Origin of the sequence: Paenibacillus sp. WLX2291 (assembly GCF_046603665.1) — a bacterium.
Lineage (GTDB): Bacteria > Bacillota > Bacilli > Paenibacillales > Paenibacillaceae > Saccharibacillus.
The window spans coordinates 1,120,195-1,145,335 of sequence record NZ_CP176755.1; the positions used below are offsets into that span (position 1 = coordinate 1,120,195).

The 25,141-nt window shown below is 48.7% G+C and carries 22 protein-coding genes and 1 riboswitch; of the genes, 15 read left to right on the plus strand and 7 right to left on the minus strand.

Translation table 11 applies throughout. The annotated features are described in order from the left end of the window. Window positions 1-332: 332 nt before the first annotated feature. The 3 genes from ACDE64_RS04900 to ACDE64_RS04910 all read right to left on the minus strand — a co-directional run bounded on the left by ACDE64_RS04900 (window position 333) and on the right by ACDE64_RS04910 (window position 3,600). Window positions 333-1,226, minus strand: coding sequence for a hypothetical protein (locus ACDE64_RS04900; protein ID WP_411349181.1), 894 nt, complete (start codon window positions 1,224-1,226; stop codon window positions 333-335). 41 nt (window positions 1,227-1,267) lie between these two features. Continuing rightward, window positions 1,268-1,362: riboswitch (cyclic di-GMP riboswitch) on the minus strand. 397 nt (window positions 1,363-1,759) lie between these two features. After that, a complete protein-coding gene (locus ACDE64_RS04905) occupies window positions 1,760-2,515 on the minus strand; it encodes a peptidylprolyl isomerase (RefSeq protein WP_411345369.1) in 756 nt (251 codons plus the stop codon). 161 nt (window positions 2,516-2,676) lie between these two features. Further along, entirely contained in the window at window positions 2,677-3,600 is a 924-nt protein-coding gene (locus ACDE64_RS04910) for an AEC family transporter (RefSeq protein WP_411349182.1), read from the minus strand. Between the two features lie 442 nt (window positions 3,601-4,042). Between ACDE64_RS04910 and ACDE64_RS04915 the strand changes: the two genes are divergently transcribed. The 5 genes from ACDE64_RS04915 (at window position 4,043) to ACDE64_RS04935 (ending at window position 10,155) form a co-directional block, all read left to right on the plus strand. Next, a complete protein-coding gene (locus ACDE64_RS04915; RefSeq protein ID WP_411345371.1) occupies window positions 4,043-4,753 on the plus strand; it encodes a M50 family metallopeptidase in 711 nt (236 codons plus the stop codon). Continuing rightward, entirely contained in the window at window positions 4,750-6,120 is a 1,371-nt protein-coding gene (locus ACDE64_RS04920; RefSeq protein ID WP_411349183.1) for an N-acyl-D-glucosamine 2-epimerase, read from the plus strand. The genes ACDE64_RS04915 and ACDE64_RS04920 overlap by 4 nt, the downstream gene beginning before the upstream one ends. Before the next feature lie 56 nt (window positions 6,121-6,176). Continuing rightward, a complete protein-coding gene (locus tag ACDE64_RS04925; RefSeq protein WP_411345373.1) occupies window positions 6,177-7,346 on the plus strand; it encodes a pectin acetylesterase-family hydrolase in 1,170 nt (389 codons plus the stop codon). A gap of 61 nt (window positions 7,347-7,407) precedes the next feature. Next, on the plus strand, window positions 7,408-9,477 hold the full coding sequence (locus ACDE64_RS04930) for a class I SAM-dependent methyltransferase (RefSeq protein WP_411349184.1): 2,070 nt from the start codon (window positions 7,408-7,410) through the stop codon (window positions 9,475-9,477). Window positions 9,478-9,597: 120 nt separating this feature from the next. Then, window positions 9,598-10,155 carry a hypothetical protein gene (locus ACDE64_RS04935; RefSeq protein ID WP_411349185.1) on the plus strand — a complete coding sequence of 186 codons (558 nt, stop codon included), beginning with the start codon at window positions 9,598-9,600 and terminating at the stop codon, window positions 10,153-10,155. Between the two features lie 293 nt (window positions 10,156-10,448). Here ACDE64_RS04935 and ACDE64_RS04940 read toward each other — a convergent pair whose 3' ends face one another. Both ACDE64_RS04940 and ACDE64_RS04945 read right to left on the minus strand, forming a co-directional pair. Beyond that, window positions 10,449-10,661, minus strand: coding sequence for a hypothetical protein (locus ACDE64_RS04940; protein WP_411349186.1), 213 nt, complete (start codon window positions 10,659-10,661; stop codon window positions 10,449-10,451). 108 nt (window positions 10,662-10,769) lie between these two features. Beyond that, entirely contained in the window at window positions 10,770-11,294 is a 525-nt protein-coding gene (locus ACDE64_RS04945) for a hypothetical protein (RefSeq protein WP_411349187.1), read from the minus strand. Window positions 11,295-11,635: 341 nt separating this feature from the next. Here ACDE64_RS04945 and ACDE64_RS04950 point away from each other — a divergent pair, with 341 nt between their 5' ends. Continuing rightward, a complete protein-coding gene (locus ACDE64_RS04950) occupies window positions 11,636-12,865 on the plus strand; it encodes an MFS transporter (RefSeq protein WP_411345377.1) in 1,230 nt (409 codons plus the stop codon). Window positions 12,866-12,898: 33 nt separating this feature from the next. Further along, window positions 12,899-13,579, plus strand: coding sequence for a ribonuclease H (gene rnhA / locus ACDE64_RS04955; RefSeq protein ID WP_411349188.1), 681 nt, complete (start codon window positions 12,899-12,901; stop codon window positions 13,577-13,579). 62 nt (window positions 13,580-13,641) lie between these two features. Here the strand turns inward: rnhA and ACDE64_RS04960 are convergent, their stop codons facing one another. Then, the gene (locus ACDE64_RS04960) at window positions 13,642-13,914 is read right to left on the minus strand and encodes a hypothetical protein (protein ID WP_411345379.1); all 273 of its coding nucleotides are present in this window, start codon (window positions 13,912-13,914) and stop codon (window positions 13,642-13,644) included. A gap of 63 nt (window positions 13,915-13,977) precedes the next feature. Here ACDE64_RS04960 and ACDE64_RS04965 point away from each other — a divergent pair, with 63 nt between their 5' ends. The 5 genes from ACDE64_RS04965 (at window position 13,978) to ACDE64_RS04985 (ending at window position 19,840) form a co-directional block, all read left to right on the plus strand. After that, entirely contained in the window at window positions 13,978-14,103 is a 126-nt protein-coding gene (locus ACDE64_RS04965; protein ID WP_411349189.1) for a hypothetical protein, read from the plus strand. A gap of 112 nt (window positions 14,104-14,215) precedes the next feature. Then, on the plus strand, window positions 14,216-16,099 hold the full coding sequence (locus tag ACDE64_RS04970) for an ATP-binding protein (RefSeq protein WP_411349190.1): 1,884 nt from the start codon (window positions 14,216-14,218) through the stop codon (window positions 16,097-16,099). 301 nt (window positions 16,100-16,400) lie between these two features. Continuing rightward, window positions 16,401-17,270, plus strand: coding sequence for an ABC transporter permease (locus ACDE64_RS04975; protein WP_411346699.1), 870 nt, complete (start codon window positions 16,401-16,403; stop codon window positions 17,268-17,270). A gap of 81 nt (window positions 17,271-17,351) precedes the next feature. Further along, entirely contained in the window at window positions 17,352-18,224 is an 873-nt protein-coding gene (locus ACDE64_RS04980; protein ID WP_411346700.1) for a carbohydrate ABC transporter permease, read from the plus strand. A gap of 65 nt (window positions 18,225-18,289) precedes the next feature. After that, entirely contained in the window at window positions 18,290-19,840 is a 1,551-nt protein-coding gene (locus ACDE64_RS04985; protein ID WP_411349191.1) for an ABC transporter substrate-binding protein, read from the plus strand. Window positions 19,841-20,087: 247 nt separating this feature from the next. Here the strand turns inward: ACDE64_RS04985 and ACDE64_RS04990 are convergent, their stop codons facing one another. Continuing rightward, entirely contained in the window at window positions 20,088-21,152 is a 1,065-nt protein-coding gene (locus tag ACDE64_RS04990; RefSeq protein WP_411349192.1) for a LacI family DNA-binding transcriptional regulator, read from the minus strand. 416 nt (window positions 21,153-21,568) lie between these two features. On the opposite strand from ACDE64_RS04990, the gene ACDE64_RS04995 reads away from it, so the two are divergent. The 3 genes from ACDE64_RS04995 (at window position 21,569) to ACDE64_RS05005 (ending at window position 25,139) form a co-directional block, all read left to right on the plus strand. Continuing rightward, window positions 21,569-22,540: an ABC transporter permease gene (locus ACDE64_RS04995; protein WP_411349193.1), complete on the plus strand. Its 972-nt coding sequence runs from the start codon at window positions 21,569-21,571 to the stop codon at window positions 22,538-22,540. 41 nt (window positions 22,541-22,581) lie between these two features. Continuing rightward, entirely contained in the window at window positions 22,582-23,463 is an 882-nt protein-coding gene (locus ACDE64_RS05000; protein WP_411349194.1) for a carbohydrate ABC transporter permease, read from the plus strand. A gap of 65 nt (window positions 23,464-23,528) precedes the next feature. Continuing rightward, window positions 23,529-25,139 (plus strand): ABC transporter substrate-binding protein, encoded by a 1,611-nt coding sequence (locus tag ACDE64_RS05005; RefSeq protein WP_411349195.1) that lies wholly within the window; start codon window positions 23,529-23,531, stop codon window positions 25,137-25,139. Window positions 25,140-25,141 lie beyond the last annotated feature (2 nt).

A 25,141-nucleotide genomic window follows, 5' to 3' on the forward strand; every position in this document is an offset into this window, starting at 1 on the left:
CTCCTTACTTGATTGATTTCGTTTTCCATGATTCCCGTCATTCATCATAACAGGATTGGAGAAACGTAATCTTGCGTCAAACAATACTATTGCATAACATTTTTGTCATTTAACGACGTCGAAATAAACAAAAAGTTTAAATTGTGAAGATTGAAATTTTCATATGTAGGCACATAGTCATCAACCAGGAAAAAGGAAACCATTTTGAAGCGAGCGCTCCAATGCTCTGTTAGCAGGAATAGGATGTAACATAACAGAAGCGCATATCGGTGTCGCTCCGGTATGCGCTTGCTGATCGTACTTGTAACCAAGTTATACATAGCTTGTCCAAATCAATCCGTACCTTGTTGCACCTTCGCCGACCAGCCAGCATAATCGTGTACAGCGATGCCAGCAAACGAAGAATAGACCGAAGCGGTCACAGTGACTTGAGCCAATTGCTGGTTCATGTAAGCTGCGCTCTCTTCGTAAAAGCTAATGTTGTTGCCTTCTTCACTTTGATTCGTTTCTACACCGATATACACGCGGGCGCCGTTGTCGGAGCCTTCCGTCAATTCAGCGTAGGAAACATCCAAAATGGAATCCGCATGATCGCGATACGCCATAATTGTTACGGAATCATACTGTTTCATCATCCAGCTACTGAGTGTGGAACCGTCCGCAGTATTCAGTGTGTACAGCCAGAACGGAATATCGGCGGACGCTTCCACTCCGAGTTGACGTGCAGTTTGAGCTACGTCCAATACGCTTTGCTGCCATCCAGCGATGACGGAGGCTTGGTCGGTGTTCCATTCCGGCAACAGATACGGTTCAATGTCGATATGAATACCGCTGAAGCGTTGTTCTGCCGAGGCGCCGGTCTGATACGAGGAGATCCAATCGAGGGAGGATTGAAGTTGTGGACGCTGGGAATCCAGCGCCCAGGAAGGCGCACCATCCAGTGCTTCCACGGCAATGCCTTGTGCGGAAGCGGCGGCGATAAAGCTGTGGTATACGCTGGCATCCAGGTCGGCGTTGATCTGCAGGTAGATCAGATTGACCTGTTGCGATGCAGCGAATTGCAACACTTCGTCAGGCGAGCTGGCGATGAGTTGCGTGTTCCACAGCCAGGTAGCTTTCTGAGCCGATTGTGCATGAGCGGGTTTCATCGGGAAACCTCCCAGCAGGATCAGGATTGCAAGAAAAGTGATACCTGTCGTTTTGACCATCTGTTGTTTCATACTCATGTTGAATCGGACTCCTTCGATTCATACCGCATCAGGTATTCCTCGGCAACCGGCTGTCATAGCGAAACCCTGCATGTTCCACGTTAGACCCTTGGCTTTGCGTCTTCATCTTTCGATGAATTTGCCCTGACTAAATATGATATGCTATTTAGTTCGGCAGAGCATACCCCGCCGAGTACAATCTAAGGAAAGATTGTACACAATATACATCGTCTTAGTTGCTAAGTTTATAAAGGGCTTTTCGCCAAATTTCGTCAAAATTTTATACTTGGTTGTGAAATGTGTAGTGATAAGGAAGATAACAAGCGGCAGACAACGAAATTTCTCCAAAATAAAAATACACCAATCTATAACAAAAGCCCCGATCCTATTGATGATTAACTGTCAATAGGATCGGGGCTGATTCAATAAGGTGAATACAATCATCGTTCGGTATGGAAAACAGTATCACGATACGAACTGAACTGTACGAGAAGTTGATATACGGACGATATGTGTGATTTACATAGCGACTGTATGAACGCTATAAGAGATCAGTTGCTTTTTTCCGGTTCGGGATACGTTACGCCTTTGGTATCGACAGTAACTTTTTTCATGACCGGCGGTGTATTCGGTTTATCCTGATCACCGCGTGGCAGATTAACGATAGTATCGACTTCGTCCATGCCGCTGATGACTTTACCAAATGGTGCATATTCGCCGTCCAATTGAGCTGCGTCTGCGACCATGATGAAAAATTGGGAGCCGCCGCTGTTCGGATCGGTAGCGCGTGCCATCGAGATAATGCCGCGAGTATGCTTGAGGTCATTTTGCACATTGTTGGACTGGAATTCGCCCTTAATGCTATAGCCCGGTCCGCCGCTGCCGTTACCGTTCGGGTCGCCACCTTGAATCATAAAGCCGGGGATAACGCGATGGAAGGTCAGACCGTCATAGAAGCCTTTGTTCACGAGTGAGATAAAGTTGTTGACGGTGTTGGGTGCTGCTTTTGGATACAGCTCGATTTCGATGGTTTTGCCATTGTCCATTTCGATCGTAACGATTGGATCGTTGTCTTGCTTGAAGCTGGCGGAATTATCGGACGCCGATGGTGTATCGGTCGTTTCGCCTGTTGTACCGCTCTGGCTGCCGGAATCACTGCCGGTGGAACCGGAATTGGTGCTTTCCGAGCTGGAATTGCTGCCGGTCTGTCCGGTGGTGGGTGCGCTGTTGCCGCAACCTGCCAGAATCAGAAAAACGGCGGTGAATAGAAGAATGAGTACAGCATGTTTACGCGGTTGGCGTAGCATAGGAATGTTCACTCCTTTGGATGATAGAATCCGTCCGGCAATGGACGAATGGCACGACAGACTCCCCGCATACTGTCATGCACGGACTGTCAGAGCATCTTTCAGTATAAAATGCCGGGCGACTGAACACAAGTTTATGGATATTTGCATCGCTTCTCGGATCAGGCAACATAGCTGGACAATGCAATCACAATCGTAATTGTAAACACATTGACCGTAGTCGATAATAGCACAGTCTGAGCGGCAAAATCCGGTTCATTGCGGTATTCTTCTGCCAGAATCGAGGTGTTCACACCCGTTGGCATCGCCGAAGCAATCAGCAGTGCCTGTGCGGGAATGCCGTGCAAGCCGAGCAGCTCGATCAGCAGCAGCCCGATCAGCGGACCGCCGAACAACCGCAGCACCATACTGAGATAAATGTCTGAGCGGTACAAACGCAGCGGATACTTCACAATCTGTGCGCCAAGGGTGATGAGCGCGATAGCGACCATAGACTGCTGCGCATATGTCAGCGGCTGCGATAATACCGCAGGCAGCGGTACAGCGAGTACGTGCAGCACCAGACCGAGCACGAGCGCATAGGGCACTGGCATTTTCAAAAAGCCGATAATGACGCTGCGATAATTCCCTTGCAGACGCGAGCCTTGAATCGAAATGACGCCGTACGTGAACGTCAGCAGACTTTGCAGCGACATGATCAGCGCCTGCATGGAGGCTGCCAGCGGTTCCCCGCTGAAGACGAGCTGATTGACGGGCAGACCGTAGTTGCCGGAGTTGTCGAGCATGATGCTGTTGTTGAACGCAGCCTTTTTCCCGCCTTTGTAGCCCATGACTAGAGAAGTCAGTGAACCGGCGATATAGAGTAGCAGGACGTACAGGCTGTAAAATAGCACCACATTGCCGAGCAGCTCCGGGTTCATATTGGAATGGTACATACTCATAAACACCGTTGCTGGCGTAATACAGTAAAAGTTAATTTTGGACAGTGTATACAGATCAAGCTGAAATACCCGTTCCAGAACGGAACCGGCGACAATCAGTACAATGATCGGCAACACGACACTGAATAAAATGACAAAAAACAAATGCTCCACTTCTTTCTATAGTCTGAATAAGTATCCCAGCTGTGCATAGGTGGAAGATGAAGATGCAGCATTCTAACACGCGTGCATCATAGATCGTACTAGAGAGAATCCGTTAAAAGTATACCATAGTCTCTCCTGGCAAAAGACCTCTGCGTGCAGGTATGGGCAAATCCGGTTATATAACTGTATATATATCAATAGATAGATACGAAATGGAAAGTGTCTATTCGCGAGCACTGCACAACAGTCCGACTTCGGTAGTGATTCATTGTGTTCATTTTCGCCAGACGGTAAAATACAGGAAAGACGTACAGTTTGCGGTCGGTGCATCCTACTGCATCGTTTGGTACGTCGATCTGTATACTATGTGTCGCTATGGTCATGAATACAATCCTGTGTTGCTGATCAATCACAGGATATTTTCCGATAAGGATGTGTAGCTTTGAATAAATGGCTCAAATTGATTCTGCTGCTAGTCGGTTCAGCAGTGCTGACAAGGCTGATTCCGTTCTCGTCATTATTTCGCAATCTGGATACGATGATCCATGAATTCAGCCATGCGATGATCACACTGTTGACATCGGGCAGGGTCAACCGGATTGAATTGAATGCGGATCACAGCGGTGTCACCTATTCGATGATTACGTCAGCCTGGAGTGGTCTGCCAATCGGGCTGGCTGGATATATGGGTTCATCGCTCTTTGTTGTGTGGATGTTCTATCTGTATCACAAACGGCAGCAGCGTGTCGGTATTATCGTTACTGCCATCATTGCGCTAATTATGCTGGTATTGTATGTGCATCAGGGCTTTGGTGTAGTGTGGCTGATCGGGTTTGTCATTGTCAGTATTCTGATGCTGATTAGCCCAGAATGGCTGCGCAATGGGTATTTTCTGTTGATTATGTTTTTGACGTTGGAGGAGTCGGTTGTATCAGCGCTGACGATTCTGTTGTTGTCGGTGACAAGCCCGTCGTCGGCAGGCGATGCGGCAGGGCTGGCACAGCAATTCTGGCTGCCTGCTGTCGTGTGGGGTGTCTGGTTCACTGTCTTCTCGCTGTGGTGTGCCAAATTGTCCGCCCAGCTGTTTGTTCGTAAACGCAAACCGCCGGTATCTACCGGTTCATCTTATGCACGGGGAGGACGTTCCCGATGAATTCATCGCCGCATCCCGGCCGCCCGTGGGCGCTGCGCGGAGCCAGTATTCAGATTGATCCTTTATTTCCGTATTATGCGGATCGTTCGCCAGACAGCATTGCCGATGAATTGGTGCTTGCTGGTTATCGGAATGTGCACTATTTTATCGTCAATGAGCAGCGGGTGGATGCTCGTCTGGTCGAAGCATTACAAAAGCGTGAAATCGCCGTCTGGGCACTTGTGCTTGGTAACGGCACATTCAGTGTAGAACATGCGCCACCGGAATGGGCGTCATGGCGGATGGAGCTGCTGCGTCCGATCAATGATGGATTTGAACGGTTTTCCCATTTTTCACAAGATTATATTGCCTGGAAAAAAGAAGTGCTGTCTGTCGTGTTGGACAATGTGCCGTTTGACGGGATCGAGATAGCAGAGCCATATTTTCCAGAATGGAACGGCTTGGAGCGCGGTGTGTATGGCGATATTGGTCCGCTGGCGGCGCAGTCGTTTCGCGAGCGATATGGCGAAGACATGCCAGAGTTCAGAGATGCTGATTCGGCGCGTTATTATACCAAAGTACCGAAGCTATACGAGGCGTGGGTTGATCTGCGCGTAGATGCAGTCAATCATCTGGTGCATGAACTGATCAACGGCGAGCAGGGTGCGCGTGCGATACGACCGGATATTAAAGTGGCAACTTGGTCACTGGCAGTACGCGATGAACTGGCGGCACAGCGATTGCGTGAATGGCAGGGGCTAGACCCGATATCGATGATCGGACTGGTACAGCCGGATCTGCACATGCTGCAAACGCATTGGCCGGACTGGATGAAGCGTGGCTTGCCTGCTGATTATATTCGGGATTACGAGCCACTCGCGGCGCCGATTCGCGAGCAATACCCGGATTTGCCGCTTGGTATTCAGGCGGATATCGGTTCTCGTGCGAGCATGATCAAGGGGCGGCGCTGGCTGGATGAATTTGCCCATCAGGCGAATACGCTGGGCTACCGCACATGGACGGCGTACGAATATCATATTGGCGGGTATATGTATGCTGAGCCGCCACTGCCATCGTCCGGGTTGCGATTGAGCGATCATGAGGTGATGATCACTTACAACAAGCGCGTCGATCCTGAATCGGTAGGCGGGGTGCTGCTCTATCATCTGACTGGCTTGAGCAAGCCGCAGGAGTGGAAAGTAGCGCAATCTGCGGTGGATGGTAATCGATTATTCCTGCGATTCAACAAAGCGTTACCACAAACTCCATTTCAATTGGAAATTCGCGAAATTCGCGATACGCCCAATCTATGGCTGCTCAAAGGACGCAAAGCGAACAAAACGCCGCGCAAAACAAGAGTATCGATTATCCGCCCAGCACAATCATGACAGTATAATCATGACGTGTATCTGCATAATGCGCATTTTAGAAAAGAGGAACCTATATGATCATCTCCACTATCGAATGGCTTATTCTTGCGCTGCTTGCTATTGCGATCATCGTCTTCGTCATCAAGCGTCCATCGCGTGTGGAGCGTTTCGATCAATCGCCGCTATATAAATGGAGTCGTATCAATCTGAGCGGACAGGCGATGTCCGGCGATGGCTCGGACTATTATTTGCTCACCCGGCGCGGTCGCAGCAATAATCTGGTTGTGTATTTTTCGGGCGGCGGGATTAGCTGGAATCGACATACGGCGACGAAGCCGTTCGGTTTGCGCACGCTGCTGCATAACCGCGAGCTGGGTTATTATTTTGCCAATATTCCGTTTTATAAGCCGGATCTGCTGCGTGGAATGTTGGAAAATCAGCGCAAGGATAATCCTTTTTACGATTGGAATATCGTGTATATTCCGTATGCGACTGGGGATTTCCATATCGGGGATAACGAGGTGAAATATCGCGGACGAGGCAAGCTACCTTTTACCGCGCATTATAGTGGACGCGCGAATACACTGCGTGGGCTAGACTGGATGTTTGAGCATCTGCCGCAGCCGGACAAGCTGTTCATCGCTGGTGCAAGTGCGGGTGGATTCGGTTCGGCATTTTGGGCGCCGCATATTGCCAACCAGTATCCACAGGCGAAAGTGTACCATTATGCCGACGGTGCGTATCTGCACAGTCAGCAGTGGCCGGACATTATCGAAAAGGTATGGAAAGCCGACTTCCGCAATCGGTACGGGTATGCGATCGAACCTGATCTGATTGGCGCCGCCTTTCGCGCGAATGCGCAATTGTTACCGCCAAACACGGTGATGCTACAATCGAATACGGTATATGATAAGGTGCTTCCTTCGTACGAAGCCGTGCTAAATGGACGCACCAAGGGGCTGGTGAGCGACGATCTGGAAATTACCAATGATTGGTCGCTCGGTATGCTGTCGTCGGCTCGCCAGCTGCAACAGGAGCTGCCAGACTATCACTTTTTCATTACGGATTACGGTGTTGGCAATCGCAAAAAGCGTCGTGGTACTCCGCACACGCTGTCGCCATACAAGGTCTTTTATACGGCGCAGGAGAGTGGTGTGAAGCTGAGCCGCTGGCTGGACGATATCGTCAACAAGGACAAAACGTATTCGGTCGGCAAGGAGTTTATGGAATTTCCAGAACGTTGAGCATTCCAATCGACGATTTTGAAATAGTAACACCAGCAACATCATCAAGGGAGGAATAGGCATGCTGCATTCATTGTCCGCCATTCAGCAGTACCGTCAGGCTGAGGTGCCGTATACGGTATCTCAGCGCTGGCTGAATATTCTCGTCTCCGCCGAGGAACGAATCGTCAATCTGGAACGAGTTCAGACGCTTCAGGAGTTGAACGATGCCAATCCGGTACTGGATTATGTCGAACGCACATTACGTATTTTGGATCAGTTGCGTGTGTCGTTCTGGTTGCGCGATATTGTGGAGGAGACGCTCTGCTGGGCAGAGACTGCCAAGGGCGGCAGCACACGCGAGCGCATGAGATGGCAGCAGCAGGGGATCAATCTGTTTGTACATAACGAAGGGTCAGCGCTGTTGTATGAGCGCGATGCTGCCGAACCGGACGATGCGCGTACGATTCTAGTAGCGACCTTGATCCGTACACACGGGTTACTGGGACAATTTCTGCGTGGGGAAGTGCCGTTTCGCGACAATTTGCCATTGGCAGAGATTGTGGCGCAGGGCATCCTGTCACCGGAAGAGTTGAAAAGTACATTACTCGTGCTGAACCGCTGTATTATTGAAGCGGTATCGCCAGAGCTGTGGCAGCGAGTACGAGATGAGATGTCTACGCTCATTCATGCGGTTACGTATGGCGAGCAGCCACAAGGGATGGGCATCGAAGACCGGATTATGCGACTGCGTACTGGCAGTGAGGCGCGCGGCGAGAATACGCTCGAACTTCTGCAACAGCTGCGTCAGCCTGCACGCTTGGATCAGGTGTTCATGATGCTGGACAATCGCACCTTCTGGTATGTGGAGGCGGCGTTGCAGGACTTTTCCCTAGAGGAATTTTGCAAAATATTCGGACTGCTGGCGGCGGCCGTACCAGAGCAGGTGCGCCATATTAGCTTTGAGCGGCTAATGAACGATCTGTATTACGATTATCGGGGTATTAAAAAGATCAATCTGTACAAAAAGCGAATTATCGAAAAGTATCTATCCGAGTGGAGCTGGGATGATGTACACGCTGGACAGCGCCAGCAGCGCAATCCGCATCTTGAATACGGATTGCTGATCGATGGGCAGCTGCAAGATACCGCCTTCTTCACGTTCCAATTCTCACCAGCAGCGGAGAAGCTGATCGACTTTTGCGTAGAGGCAGAGAAATCGCCGCTGTATGAAAAGGCAGTGCTGATGCTGTTTGACCTGTTCGATCTGCGCCGGGATGCGTATGACCGTTTTCATAATGAAGACAGCTATTTGCAGACGATGAACGAAACAGTAGATTACAAACGCTTGCTGCTGCGTTATGTGACCGGACAGACCGTGCTGGATATCGGTCCCGGTGGTGGCGTGATGCTGGATTTGTTAGAGCAGGAGATGCCAGATAAACGAGCGATCGGTATTGATATTTCTGAAAATGTGATCGAAGCGTTACGTCGCAAAAAGCGGCTAGAGCATCATAGCTGGGAAGTGATGAAGGGGGATGCGCTGGCGCTCAAGGAGATTATGGAGCTGGGTAGCGTGGACAGCATTCTCTTTTCATCGATCTTGCATGAGCTGTATTCCTACATTCCGTTCAATGGACAAAAGTTCAATCTGGATACCGTTGCCGCAGCGCTGACCAGCGCCTACGACGTACTCGCACCGGGCGGACGTATCATTATCCGTGACGGAATTATGACCGAGCCGACAGTGCAGCAGCGCAAAATCACTTTTTTGGAAGAGGGTGGACTGGCGGCGCTCGAACGGTATGCTCGTGATTTCCGTGGACGGGAGATTGCGTATGAGGTGCTGGACGAGCAGACCGTTCTATTGCCTGTCAACGATGCGATGGAGTTTCTATACACATACACATGGGGCGAAGAAGCATATGTGCATGAGGTGCAGGAGCAGTTTGGCTATATGACGCCGAGTAGGTACAAGGAGTTTATTGTCCAGACGCTAGGCGATGGCATAGAGATTGAGCATGTGGAGTCCTTTTTGCAGCAGGGGTATACCGAAGCGTTACAGCCGCGCGTGAAGATCACGGATGAGTGGGATACACCAGTGCCGCTGCCGGATAGTACGTGTATTATTGTGATTCGCAAGAAGGGGTAGCAGACGATCTCTCATTTTGCTCATGTATACATTTTCTTGAGGAAATGTTCCAAATGTTCTTTATGTTCCTTATGTTCTCGGTTATAGTAAAGATATATCGACATAAAGGAGTGAAACATTATGGGCAAAATCAAAGAAAATCAGTACGAATATCCATCACTACAACAAAAAATCGCCAGCGAAATTGGCATAGCTGAGAGTACGGCACGCGATCTGGTTCATCTGTACATGATCCGCCAAAAGGGAAAAGAACTGGAACAGCGTTTGAAGCTTCAAGTGTCGGAGCAGATCATGAATGACTTTGATCAGCAAATGGGACGCAGCGATATCCAGCAGGATGTACAACGTTTTATCGTTATGGAGCAAGAGGAGAAGGTGAATTCACCACTGTCCTATCCCAAATATTTTAATGTACGTGAAGTCGCTTCCTACAAAGGCATCACACCGCAACAAGTACGTCGCAACTGCATTAGCGGTAAATTCAAGGCTGAACAGGTAGCTGGTGAACATTCGTCATGGCGTATTCTGGCAGAACAATTTAAAGATGAATCGGGATTTGCCGATTTTATCGCTGAACGCAATGGCAAATTTCAAGCCCAATCTGCTGCCGCACAGACAGCTGTAGAACTATGGGAATCATCTATAGTTGAATCAGATCAAGGTCAGACTTATGAGTAATAGTACAAGTGACTACTATTCATCCACATATGTACTGGATACGAATCTATTCCGTTATTATGCCGAAAAGGGCAATGATGTATTAGTAAAGCAACATCGTCAGGCTGCTATTGAGTTCTGGAATGAGATTACTGACTGCTTCAACAGAGGAAGAGAAGAATCGAAGCGTTATTTTTACTGTAGTTGTATAAGTCTCAACAATACAAACATTAAAAAATCCCCTGTAGATGATCGTATGCGCTCCAAAACAAATGGAGTTCTATCACTCATCAGCAGGGGATTTTTATTTTAAACTATTCCTTGTCCTCGTCACGTAACTTATTATCGCGTGGCAGCTCGTTATCGATCACACGCTTTTGCACCTCGTCTTCGCCGGAATCGGGAAACGAATCTTCGCGGAACAGACCGAATTGCTCGTCGTTGTCGCGTTCGGTGACCAGATTGTCTTGCTCGTCAGGATGTTTGTCATCTTGATTACTATGGTCTTCATGTTGACTCATCATCATAACCTCCTATACCGAATAATTGCTGTGATCGACAGTTCCCTATCCTATTTCTAACAAAATGATTTTGTTCAAAGGAAGCTGTCAATCCGCCTAAAAGGAGTCCGCTGATCAGCGGCGGTCACGTTCCGGTACATCGGGATCATCATGACCTACCGAGCCGTTACGCAGATCCGTTCCGTGTGCATCCTGATCAAATGATGAAGGCACTGATGGATCTTCCGGTGTTTCTCCGTTCAGTTCGTCCGCATCGGGAATATCCGGCAGTGGACCGTCTTCGAGCGAATCATCCACTACCGTATCGCCAGTCACTTCGTTGTCGACATATTCGCCGCCTAGTGGATTGTTTACGGGATCTAGCGGTTGCCCTGTTGCATTCACACCAGTATCCAGATCAATCGTATGGCGATCACCTGACAGGCGTTCTTCACGGCTTAGCTCGTTTACTGATTGCTCTTCACTAACGACAGGTTGAATGCCTTCGTCATCGCGCACAGTTGGTTCTACAATATCCAGATCGGATTCGGGAATGCTAGACAGTTCTTTTTCATCACGAGCAGTTACCGAATCCAGTGTTTGGTAACGGTTATATTCCTGTGCAGCGGCATCACGATTATTATCAAATGGTTTATTCATGCTGATCATCTCCTTGAGTATGCTTCATGTATGGTCATTCAGTTGTAAATAGTTTTAAGAAAATGAATACCTCGCGCTGAAACGCTTACTTGTTCTTACCCCAATCTTCGATAATTGACATCTTAATTTTAAAGTGACGATATCCATACGCTCTACACCTAGCTTATACAACCATTCCAAGCCGCTCCTTCCCGTTATGGTGGTGCAGATAAATGTCGCGACAATAATATGAATAGAAATGAAGTCAATGCTAGAGATAGCGGAAATGCGTGTGGAACGATTTGGAATTTGTGATCGTCAGGAGTAGAATGGACGATAACGAAAGGATGTGTTGGGACCGGATGGAATTTTCTTGGAAGCGAAATCTTGTCGTCATCTGGCTTGGAGTGTTTTTTTGTAGTATGGCATATTCAATCTCGATTCCGTTTTTGCCGATCTTTTTGGAAACGGAACTGGGTGTGCATAACCATCTAGCCGTATGGTCTGGTGTGTCATTTGGTATTACGTTTCTAGCGAGCGCGCTCATCTCGCCATTCTGGGGTTCGCTGGCAGATAAATACGGTCGCAAGCCGATGCTGATCCGCTCCGGTTTCAGTTTAGCGGCGCTGTATTTGCTCAGTTATTTTGTAACCGATCCCTACATATTTCTAGTCGTACGGCTGTTTCAGGGCTTGCTGGCAGGCTTCGTACCTGCCTCGATTGCGCTGGTCGGTACGAATACGCCAGAGGATAAAACGGGCTATGCCCTCGGTGTGATGGCAACATCTGGTGCAACGGGTACTATCATCGGTCCGCTAATTGGCGGGGTGGTCAGCTACTACGTTGGTAATCGCAATGCCTTTCTCTTTTCCGCATTGATCGTGCTGATCGCGGCGTTGATTGCGACGATCTGGGCGAAGGAGCATAACTTCAACCGCTCTGCCAAGCGCTCGCGTGTGCGCGATGATATTCGGCAGGCAGCAGGCAATCCGATATTCATTTCGCTGCTTATTTTGACGGCGGTGGCGAACTTCTCGGTTATGATTCTGGAGCCGCTCATTACGATTTATGTGAAAAGTATGGGCGTGGAAGCGGGCAGCGCTTCGCTCAGTGCGGGGATCGTATTCTCGGCAGTCGGCGTAGCGACGCTAATTATGGCACCGCGCTGGGGACGCATTGGCAGCAAGGTTGGATTTGGCAAGGTGCTGTTGATCGGTCTGATCGGCAGTGGCATCGGCAATATGCTGCAATTTTTCTTTACGAACATCTGGGGCTTTGGTACGCTGCGGTTTGGGTACGGCTTGTTCTTTGCAGCGGTACTGCCGTCGATCAACGCCATGATCGTCCGGGTTACGCCGCCGGAATTTCGCGGACGTGCATTCGGCTTGAATCAGTCAGCATCTCAGATTGCGACGATGGCAGGACCGATTATCGGTGGTCTGCTCGGTTCGTTTCTCGATATCCGGTTTGTGTTCATTATCAACGGCTTGCTGTTGTTACTGTGCGCGTTCATGGTGGCGCGTCGCCGCTGGGATATCCCACCTCAGCCGTCAGGTGAACCGGTTGCCAAAGTACGCACCAACCATTCATAATGAGGACAGAGTACAGTAAGGAAAGGAAGTATCATGGCAAAATCGAAATTTTATGTCGTATGGGAAGGGCATCGTCCGGGCATCTACAGCTCGTGGCCAGAATGCCAGCAGCAGACGAACGGATACAAGCAAGCCAAATACAAAGCGTATGAATCACGTGCCGAAGCGGAACGTGCATATACCGAAGGCTGGAAAAAGCATTGGGGACAAGCCGCAGGCAGTTCATCCGCCAAATCGTCATCCAGCAGTGGCAAATCATCCGTTTACGGAAAACGCCAAACCTCGGCATCCAATATTCCGATGGATCAGATTGATTATGACAGCATCTCCGTCGATGTCGGTACACGCGGCAACCCGGGACCGGTAGAATACCGCGGAGTAGATACACGCACTGGACAGGATATTTTTAGCAAAGGTCCTATTGCCAAAGGAACGAACAATATGGGCGAGTTTCTGGCGATTGTCCATGCGCTCGCGTATTTGAACAAGCAGGGCAGCAACAAAACCGTATACAGCGACTCGGCAACCGCCATCAAATGGGTCAAGCAGAAGCAGGCAGCGTCCACACTTGTGCGCGACGCATCGACCGCCGAGATCTGGGATCTGGTCGACCGTGCCGAGCATTGGTTGCGCACGAACAGCTACAGCAACAAGCTATTAAAATGGGAAACCCGCAGCTGGGGCGAAGTGAAAGCCGATTACGGACGGAAGTAACAGCGTATCAAAATGACAAAAAAAGCCGGAAGTCAGGGAATATTCTCCTGCTTCCGGCTTATTTAATCATTCTGATCTTCATCTTCATGTCGTGCTAGCGAAGTATCTGAATCTTGGTCTTCCGGGTCTGCCTGTGGATGCGGACCAGAATCCTCTTCGTCCGCTACGTCTTGATGCAGCGGCTGATCCAGCCGTTCGGGATGAATGACGGCTAGCTCCGCATCACGCGGCAGTTCGGGTTCCAATTCTTCAGACACCGACTGGGCATCCTCATCATCCAGAAGCGTGCCCTTCGTTTTCCAGAACACATCGTCATAATGCTGTTTGTCTGCCATGCTGCTCAGCTCCTTACCTGCAATTTGGGAAATGGATATCGTTCCCCTTACAGGAGGTTACCCTTGACGGCTGTCTGCCAAACACCATATATCGCTGCTCATGCGCTGACGGGATGTGAACAGCAGTGTGTGATTGGGACGGCTGCTGCGTTTGGCGAAAAAGGTAAATTACCAGAGACAGGAATTTAATGGTGTTACTGCAAGGTAGGAAGAAGTATAATAGAATTTGTGGATTCAGCATGAATTTCCCAATTATGTAGTACATATGTGTCACTATCGATTGAGGTGCTCTATGAAGATTATGCCCAAAGCTTTCGTTATATTCCTGCTCTTTGTCATCGTCGTATTGTTGGCATTCTCCTTATCTGCCAATATGCGTGAAGACAAGCGTTTCCAGCAGATCGATTACTGGCAAGTACGCTGGCAGGCGCAAAATACATTTACATCCAAGCCGTGGAACGATGATCAGAACAGCTACTGGACTTCATCGCAGTTAATGAAGGATGGCAAGCCAGTCAACAGCTCGTCCGCTTGGATTCGGATTCCGCTGCCGGAGCTGAACTGGAATACGTCCGGTCTGCTCATTCGCGAATTGCAAGGCAAGCATGTGATCGTCTACTTGGATGACAACAAAATCTACGAATCCCGGCGCGGCTATGCTTATGAGCAGAACCAATTGCTGCTGCCGCTTACCCGTGATGATTCGTTCAAAATGGTCTATATCTGGGTCGAGTCGGCGCGTGAGAAGATCGGTCTGACCAATGGCATTCTAATTGGCGATTATCAGGACATCCTGACCACTTACGTTAGCTCCGATCTGATGGATGTGGTAATTGGGTTCTCATTTGTACTAGTAGCGCTCATTATGGCGTTCTGCTCCTTTTTCCTAGAAGGGCAAGCGCGGCGAATGTGGCTTAGTCTCTGTATCGTGATTCTAGCGCTCGGTGTGCTCGTAGTGACGTATTCGCCGTTTCTATTTACCTTTTATCCACTGGGTGACCGAGTGTATGCGCTTCTGTTCGATATTAGTCTGTTTGTGCTCGTGCCGGCATTTTATGAGTTTTTTGAAAATGTATTTGGCAAAGGGTACAACAATCTTATTCATCGTATGAAAAAGGTGCAGTACATCTATTCGATTCTCTGTCTGCTGGCGCTGATCGGCAATGCGCTTACCCATGATCGGTATTTTAAAGTGTATTATGTGATGACCGTGCTGATCTTTGGCGTGTTTATTCTGGTCGGACTGATTACGTTCCTGATTATGACGTTACGATATGCGCGACAGCAAAATCGGGCGGCGCAGATTTTTGCGGCAGGCTTCTCGACGTTTGCGCTTATTACCGGGTTTGAGCTGATCTGGTACTATGTGCAGGATGGTGATTACAAGCTCGTATTGTGGAAATGGGGCGTGATCTTCTTTGTCATTTCGCTCATTGCCATTATGGGACGTGTCTTCGCTGAAAATCGGCGGCAGGCGATTGAATATTCACGCCAGCTGGAGCTGTTCAACAATGAATTGCAGCGCTCGGAGAAGATGGACATCATTAGCGAACTGGCGGCTTCGGTCGCCCATGAAGTGCGTAATCCGCTTCAGGTGACGCGCGGATTCCTGCAATTGACGCAGATGAACACTGATGATAAGGGACGCGAGCATCTGAAAATGGCACTGGATGAGCTGGATCGTGCAGCTGGGATCATTACCGATTTCCTGACCTTTGCCAAGCCGCAATTTGATCAGGAGGATATGCTGGATCTGAGTCAGGAGTTCTCGAATATTGAGAATATTATGCAGCCGCTCGCCAGCTTACAAGGGGGAACCTTGCTGATCGACGTGCCAGAGCAGCTATACATTCGCGGCAACTCGTCCAAATTCAAGCAAGCGTGCATTAATATTATTAAGAACGGGATTGAGGCGCTGCGCAAGGATGGCAATGTGACGATTCAGGCGCGGCGCTGGGACGATAGCATCTGTATCTATATTCGCGATAACGGCTCCGGGATGGATGAACAGGAGCTGGCGCGACTGGGAGAGCCGTACTTTTCCAACAAAACAAAGGGCACCGGGCTAGGTCTGATGGTAACGTTCCGCATCATTGAAGCGATGGGTGGTCAACTGGAATTTCATAGCAAAAAAGGGGAAGGAACAGAAGCTGTGCTTACTTTTCCGCTAATCACGCCCGTGTAAAACGGGTGGCTGGCGGCGGGGGAGCGCGGCTTTTTTATATGCGATTTAACAATAACGTACAAATATAGCAGAATCGTAAAAGGGAATAGCAGAATAGTGAAATACCAATCATTTAGAAAACGCTTACAATAAAAGGGTAAAGGTTACGTTGCCCGCCGGACGATATGTAGACCGATTCCGGCACCCGTATCAACGAAGCACAAAGGAGGAATGTTCATTGGATACCGCCAAGTCGATCCCTGCTGTACGTGTCAAAAGCTCTCGGCGCAAAACGTTTAAAAATAGCCGCGTACTCCTAATCATGTGCTTGCCGGCCATTGTGTTTTTCTGCATTTTTGCGTATTTGCCAATGCCCGGTCTGTATCTGGCGTTCGTCAAGTACAACTACACCGATGGTATTTTCGGAAGTCCGTTTGTCGGCTGGGACAATTTCAAATTTCTAGTTATGACCGGCGATCTGTGGAGACTAACGTTTAATACAGTGGCGTATAATATCGCCTTTATTCTGATCGGCAATGTGGCACAGATTACCGTTGCCATCCTGCTGAATGAAATCCGCAAAAAGTGGTTTAAAAAAGTCACGCAGACGCTCATGTTTCTGCCATACTTTATCTCGGCAGTACTGGTCGGTCTGCTTGCTTACAACATTTTGAGCTATGATTACGGTCTGCTCAATCATGTGCTGGCAGGACTCGGATTGAATCCGGTCAAAGCGTATTCCGAACCGGGACTGTGGCCGTTTATTATCGTCATTACGTATTTGTGGCAGACGACGGGCTACGGCTCGATTGTATATTTTGCCGCCATTATGGGATTGGACAGCGAAATTGTGGAAGCGTCGGAGATCGATGGTGCCAATGCGTTTCAGCGCATTATCCATATTGTGATTCCGTGGCTGAAACCGACATTTATTATTTTGCTGCTGTTCTCACTCGGTGGCATTCTCAAAGGAAACTTCGGTTTATTTTATAACTTGGTCGGTGCGAATAACACGGCGTTGTACGCCAGCACTGATATTATCGAAACGTATGTATTCCGCTCGCTGATGACGAATTTTAACTTCTCAATGGGTAGTGCGGTCAGCCTGTATCAATCTATCTTCGGCTTTGTCGTTGTATTAACAGCCAACTGGGTGATCAAGAAAGTCTCGCCTGAAAACTCACTGTTCTAGGAGGTCGCCGATATGGACATCAATCCCAAAGTTAACGTTATTGGAGGTAATGCTCCACGTCCGGCGCGTATCCGCCGGGACATGAGTGAGACGATTGTCAGCTGGGTCGGTTATGTTGTCATTGCGCTATTCGCGGTTGCCTGTTTGCTGCCATTTCTGCTCATTCTGGGCACTTCGTTTACGAGTGAAGCAGCGGTCAAGCAATATGGCTTCAACATCTGGCCGCATGAATTCAGCACGTTTGCGTACCGGATCGTATTCGAGAATCCGAAGCTGATTATCGGCTCGTATCTGGTCACAATGGGCATCACGATTGTCGGTACGGCAGTCGGTCTGTTTATCGTAGCGATGACGGGATATGCGTTACAGCGCCCGGATTTTCAGTATCGGAATAAGATTTCGTTCTTTATCTACTTTACGACGCTGTTCTCCGGTGGTCTAGTGCCATTTTATCTGCTGATTACGCAGTATTTGGAGCTAAAGGATAACTATCTGGCGGTGCTGCTGCCGGGTCTGCTCAGTCCCTTTTTGATCATTATGATGAAAAGCTTCGTTCGCTCCATTCCGCATGCGATTACTGAGTCTGCCAAGATTGACGGTGCAGGTGACTTTACGATTTTCCTGCGTCTGATTTTGCCGATGTCAACGCCGGCGCTGGCGACGATTGGACTGTTTATCGCTCTTGGGTATTGGAATGAGTGGTACAATGCGATGCTGTTCCTGTCGCCGGATATGGATTATCGTCCGCTCCAGTTATTTTTGTACAACGTGGTAACGAGTGCCGACTTTATCCGCAACTCGGCGGCATCGTCCAATGTATCGATGAGCGATGTGCCACTCGAAACGATGAAGATGGCGACCGCTGTTGTAGCGACCGGACCGGTCATTCTGTTCTACCCGTTCGTGCAGCGTTATTTTATTAAAGGAATCACGGTTGGCGCGGTCAAAGGCTGAAGCTGGTTACGGCAGGCTCCGACAGATTCATAGGGTGCTATCTATTCTCAAAAGGGGGAACGTATATGTGGAAATTCCGTAAGCTGATCTCGGCAGTATTGATCACAGTGATCGTATTATCGCTTGCTGCCTGTGGTGGCGGCAGCAAATCAGGCGCAGGAGATGACAAATCGCAGTTTGTAACCGTCACTTTCGTAGCGCTGGGTGACAAGCCAAAGAACGGACAATTTGAGAAGGTAATGGAAAAAGTCAATACGATCATGAAGCAGAAGATCAATGCCGAAGTGAAATGGAAATGGGTCGAATGGGCAGACTGGCAAACAAAATACAATCTGCTGCTGGCATCTGGCGAACCAGTCGATCTGATCACAATCGGTACGGACTGGCTGGATACATGGTCTAATGCGCAGCGTGGCGCCTTTATGCCACTGGATGATCTGCTGCCAAAATACGCACCAGAAACATGGAAATCAATCCCGGCAGAAGATTGGGATCAAAGTAAATATAACGGTAAAATTGTTCTGATTCCTGAAAACGATTACACACAATGGATCAACCATGGATTCTTCTATCGTGGCGACTGGGCAAAACAAGCAGGCATCACCGAGCCGATCAAAGATTGGGATACGATCGGCAAATATCTGCAATGGATCAAAGACAACAAACCTGGCGTCATTCCGTGGGATGCACAGTCCAGCACTAGTACATTTGGCGGCTGGGTTCAATCGCATACCAGCTATCTGGAATTGCCGATCTCGACCGGATATCTACCGGTATTCAATACCAAATCGTACGATGACCGTTATACTGTGGTCAGTCCGGTATTCGAAGATACGTTCCTTGATTTTGCCAAAACGATGAAAGATTGGGCAGATAAAGGCTACTGGCGTGAAGATGTATTGAACAACAAAAACGATACTCGCATTGCACTGCAAGCTGGACAAACTGGTATGGATCAGCATCATACCCAAACGTTCTCCGGTCTGCGTGTACAGATGGATGAGAAACAACCCGGCTCTGAGCTGCAAATGTTCCCATTCTCCCGTACAAGCAATAACCTGCTGGAAATGCCAATCTCACATGGCGGCGTATCGATCGGCGCACATAGTAAAAACCCGGAACGTGCCCTGATGGCGTACGATCTGATGCGCAACGACAAAGAAATTTATCAGCTGATCAACTATGGTATGGAAGGTACACAATACGAGATCAAAGATGGCAAACGCACACTGCCTGCGGGCTACAATGAAACGAATGATGCATTCTATTCCGACTTCTGGGCAGGTCGTGTCGACAAAAACGAAATTCCAAGCGATACAACATGGGACAAAATCGATACCCTGTACAGCGAATACGACAAAATCAAAAAGCCGTATCCATATGGACAATTCGTATTTGACAAAACAGCTGTCGAATCCGAGCTGACCGCTATTTCACAAGTAACGGCAGAGATGGGACCAGCGATCACCTACGGTAAAGCCGGTGATCCGACACAAGCAGTACAGGACTTCCGCGACAAATTGAAAGTAGCGGGCTACGATAAAGTGATGGCTGAATTACAACGCCAACTGGATGCGTACAAAACCCAGCAAGATCAAGCTGCGGCTGTCAAGTAAAATTCTCAAATAGACAGTTCCACACAATAACGAACTGTCATGCAATCCCTATCACAAGAATAAGCCAAACGCCTTGCATTCCGGCTTACGGATGAGATCCGTATCGGAGTAGCAAGGCGTTTGGCTTTTCGACGTGCATATCTATAGGTTTGCGTGTGCAGTGATCAACTCGCCTTATTTCGATGACAAGTTGGCATGACAGATGTATCTGACCTTTTGCCATATAGATAGATGTGACCCATCACGTTCAAGACGAAGATAGTCCTGCCGACTGGTTCAGTGCCGGAGCGGAGTCGCGAATACGTACATTCGTCTGTACATGCGCGGTGTAATATGGCTGCTGGGGATGACGGATGCGGGAGAGCAGCATGTCTGCTGCACGAACACCCATATCGCTGCTAAAAATATGCACGGTCGTCAGGTGTGGTTCTACAATGCGTGATTCGGTCGCATCATCAAATCCAGTCACACCAACATCTTGCGGTAGCGACAAGCCGCGCGCCTTGAGCGCCTTCATCAGTCGTACAGCGATAAAGTCATTGGCGCATACAAATGCCTGCGGCCATTGAACCAGCTGCTCCAGTCGTTGTTCCATCCAGTCTGTTTCAAAAATAAAAAATTGATCATCATCCATAATACACAGCCCCGGATCAAAGGAAATGTCCTGCTCCAGCAAGGCATGGCGATATCCGAGCCAGCGCTCGTGAAAGCTTTTGCAATGCTGTCTGTCGCCGACAAAGCCAATTCGTTCGTAGCCGCTATCCAGCAATTGTTTGGTCAAGCGGTAGATGCTATGTTCATTTTCCATTAGCAGCACGTCTGCTTGAAAGCTGGAATAATCCGTCTCTGCTGCGCAATCGATGAAGATCGCCGGAATGCCCAATCGGGTGATCATATCGCTGTAAGCGGCATCAAAAAGTTCAATACATACGATGCCATCCACCGCAGTGCTGTCGAAGTTGTTCGGCAGTTTGCCAGCGTCGCGCTCATCACTGCGCACAATATGAATCGATAGATTATAGCCTTCGGCGCTAATTTTTTTCTCCAGACCGCTGATCAGAGCGGAGCCAAAGTGTGACGTATTGGGCATATTGGTCGTCAGCAGAGCGATATTGCCATTTTTGCGCGGTAGCAGATTGTCGGTTTCCATATAGGCGAATTGTTTGTATTTTAGCTCAATTGCTTTTTGAATGACCTTTTGCCGGGTTTCGGCGGGGATGGCGGCATTATCGTTGAGTGCTTTGGATGCGGTATTGCGCGAAATGCCCAGCGCATCGGCAATATGCTGAATCGTTATCTTTTCTCGGGTCATAGTCCGTATCCACCTTTGTATGATTGGGTTGGAAAATCCGCTCATAAGATTACATAGTTTGAATATAAATCAGTTTAAGGGCAAAAGCAATTCCTGATGTACAAATGTAAACTATAATTGTGCAAATGTTTATTTTTTGATAATGTTTTTGTCTCTTTATTTTTACATTTTATATTGACATATGAACAATTTATTTGTTAAATTGTAAATGAAAAAAGCGACAAATGGATGAAGTACAATCGCATATGTAAACACGAATACGAATTAGCAGTGCGGAACAGAAGGGAGCGGAACATTTATCTGGCGGGAAACAGCCATCGTAACCGCACAAAAATGTAAGCGATTACTTATAGAGCTGATTCTGGGGTTAGAACGTAACTGTAATACTATCACCGACATGAAACGGGGGAACAAGCATGGAAAGCTCCGCCAAAGCAAGCAAACGGCATACCGGGCAAACGTTACTGCACAAGCGTCGGACGAGCGAAGGCATCTGGGCGCAGCTCAAGAAAAATCGGTTTCTATATGTGCTGCTTACACCTGCACTGCTGCTAACGCTCATATTCAAGTACGGTCCGATGTACGGCGCGATCATCGCGTTCAAAGATTTCAGCCCGATTCGCGGCATCTGGAACAGCGAATGGGTTGGGCTCAAGCATTTTGAGAAATTTCTGACCTCGCCAAATTTTGAAACGATTTTTATGAATACGCTTAAATTAAGCGTCTACGGACTGATCTGCGGCTTTCCGATTCCAATTTTGCTAGCGCTGATGCTTAATCAGATTCGCCGCCGTGGGATTAAGAAAAATATTCAGCTTTTTCTGTACGCACCGAATTTTGTATCGGTGATCGTAATCGCGGGTATGCTGTTTATTTTTCTGTCACCAACCGGACCGATCAATCAGCTGATCAGCTTCATTACAGGCACGCCATTGATGTTCATGACTGATCCAGAGTATTTCCGCTGGGTGTACATTTTGTCGGATATTTGGGCAACAGCGGGCTGGGCATCAATCATCTATGTGGCAGCACTTGCCAATGTTGATCCTGAGCTGCACAATGCTGCCAGTCTGGACGGAGCGAGCTTACTGCGGCGCATCTGGCATATTGATCTGCCGACGATCAAGCCAATTATGGCGATTGTGTTCATTTTGGCAGCGGGCGGCATTATGTCCATCGGCTTTGAAAAGGCGTATCTGCTGCAAACGTCGATGAATCTGCCATCCTCTGAGATTATTGCAACCTATGTGTACAAGATCGGTCTGCAATCAGGCGATTACGCGTATTCTGCTGCGGTTGGACTGTTCAATTCCTTAATTAATGTCGTGCTGCTGGTCGGCGTGAATCTGATCGTGAAGAAGCTGAACGATAATGAAGGGCTGTATTAAACGCTAATCGTAACTAAGATTCACGAAAGGATGAAGCTCATATGCTAATTCAAAATTCGCCATTTGACCGGTTCATGCTGGTTTGCATGAAGCTGTTTCTCATATTGGCGGTGCTGGTCGTCGTCATTCCATTTGGCTATATTATCATCGCTTCATTTATGGACCCGACCGTGCTGCTCAATCGCGGACTGTCCTTTCATCCGGGCGATTGGAGTCTGGAAGGCTATCGCAAAATTCTGAGCAATGAAGCAATGATTCGCGGATTTTTCAATTCGGTCTGGTATGCGGCGGCATTCTCAATTATTACGGTGCTAGTGTCGATTGGCGCTGGGTATGCGCTAGCTGACGATTCGCTAGTTGGACGCAAGACGGTGATGACGCTACTCATTATTACGCTCTTTTTCGGCGGTGGATTGATTCCGACCTATCTGTTGATTCGCGAACTCGGCATGCTCAATACACCGTGGGCGCTGCTCATTCCGGGCGCGGTCAATGTGTGGAATATCATCTTGGCACGTACCTTTTTCAAAGGCATCTCGCGTGAGCTGAAAGAAGCGGCAAATGTAGACGGCGCGTCTGACCGAATCATTTTCACCAAAATTGTACTGCCGTTGTCCAAGCCGATTATGTTCGTACTGGCGCTGTATGCGTTTGTCGGGCAATGGAACTCGTACTTTGACGCGATGATCTATCTGGAAGATTCCAAGCTGTTTCCGTTACAGCTCGTGCTGCGCTCTATTCTGATCCAGAATCAGGCGGCACCCGGCATGATCGGCGATCAGCAGGCGATGGCAGAGCTGAAGCGATTGTCTGAGATGATCAAATATTCGTCGATTGTCATCTCCAGTTTGCCACTGCTGGTCATGTACCCGTTCTTTCAGAAGTATTTTGAAAAAGGCGTTATGGTCGGCTCGCTGAAATAAGCGCAAGCCCATCACAATGTAGGCACATCATAATAATCCGGTACAACCGGAGGAGGTTGCGATCTATGAAAACAGTCAAACCCGGCAAGAACATCTATGCTGCTGTCGGTATTCCTGCACTCGTACTGGCACTGCTAGTCACCGGTTGTGGGGGTGAATCGGCTCAACCGCAGAAGACCGCAGACGGCAAGCCGATTCTGCGCATTCTCACTTCCAGTTCGCCGCTTGCGCCCGCCGATCCGAATGACAAGCTAATCCTGCAACGCTTGGAAAAGAAGACCGGTGTACATGTGGAATGGACAAGTTATACAAGTGATGTATTCGCTGAAAAGCGCAATCTGATGATTGCTAGCGGTGATCTGCCCGATGCGATCTTCGCAGCGGAATATAGCGATTACGATCTGCTCAAGCTGGCAAAGGACGGTGCGATTGTGCCGCTGGAAGACCTGATCGACCAGTATATGCCTAATTTGAAAAAGGTGCTGACGGAGCGACCGGAATATCGCACGATGATCACCGCACCGGACGGGCATATCTATTCGTTTCCGTGGATCGAGGAGCTGGGACAGGATAAGGAACGCATTCAGTCCGTAGACGATATGCCGTGGATCAATCAGCAGTGGCTGGACAAGCTACATCTGAAGATGCCAACGACGACGGATGAATTGAAGCAAGTTCTGACCGCCTTCAAAACGCAAGACCCGAACGGCAACGGGCAGGCGGATGAGATTCCGCTCTCCTTTATTGACAAGCCGGGCGGCGAGAATCTGACATTCCTGTTCGCCTCGTTCGGACTAGGCGACAATCCTGATCATACAGTTGTGACCAATGATGGCAATGTCTTGTTTACCGGTAATCAGGATGGCTACCGGGAAGCGGTCAATTATATCCACGATCTGTACAGCAATGGATTGATCGATATCGAGTCGTTCCAGCAGGATTGGAATACGTATCTTGCCAAAGGCAAAGATGATCGGTACGGATTGTATTTTACATGGGACAAGGCGAATATTACTGGCATGAATGAGACATACGATCTGATGCCGCCAGTCGCCGGACCGGATGGCAAGGTGAATGTAACGCGCAACAATGCCATCGGCTTTTTCCGTGGCAGCATGGTTGTGACGAGCAGCAACCAGCAGCTTGAGCAAACTGCCAAATGGGTTGATCAGCTGTATGAGCCGCTGCAATCGGTACAGGATAACTGGGGCACATACGGCGATACTACCCAGCAGAATATTTTCAAACTGGATGAGCAAAAGCAAATGCTCAAGCATCTGCCGCTCGAAGGATCTGCACCGGTAGAAGTGCGTCAGAAGACGAGCATTGGCGGTCCACTGGCGATCTTGAGCGATTATTTTGGCAAATATACGACGATGCCGGATGATGCCAAATGGCGGATGGATCTGATGAAAAAAGTACTGGTGCCGCATATGCAGGCAGATCATACGTATCCGAATGTCTTTTTCAGTATTGACGAGCTGGATCGTCTATCTACGATTGAAGCCGATCTATTCCCGTACATGCTGCGCAAGCGAACCGAATGGTATCAAAATGGCAAAGCAGATCAGGAGTGGAATGAGTATATACAAGAGCTGGATCGACTTGGACTACAAGAATGGCTGAAAATCAGGCAGGACGGCTACAACCGCAGCCTACAACAGACGGGAGAGTGATT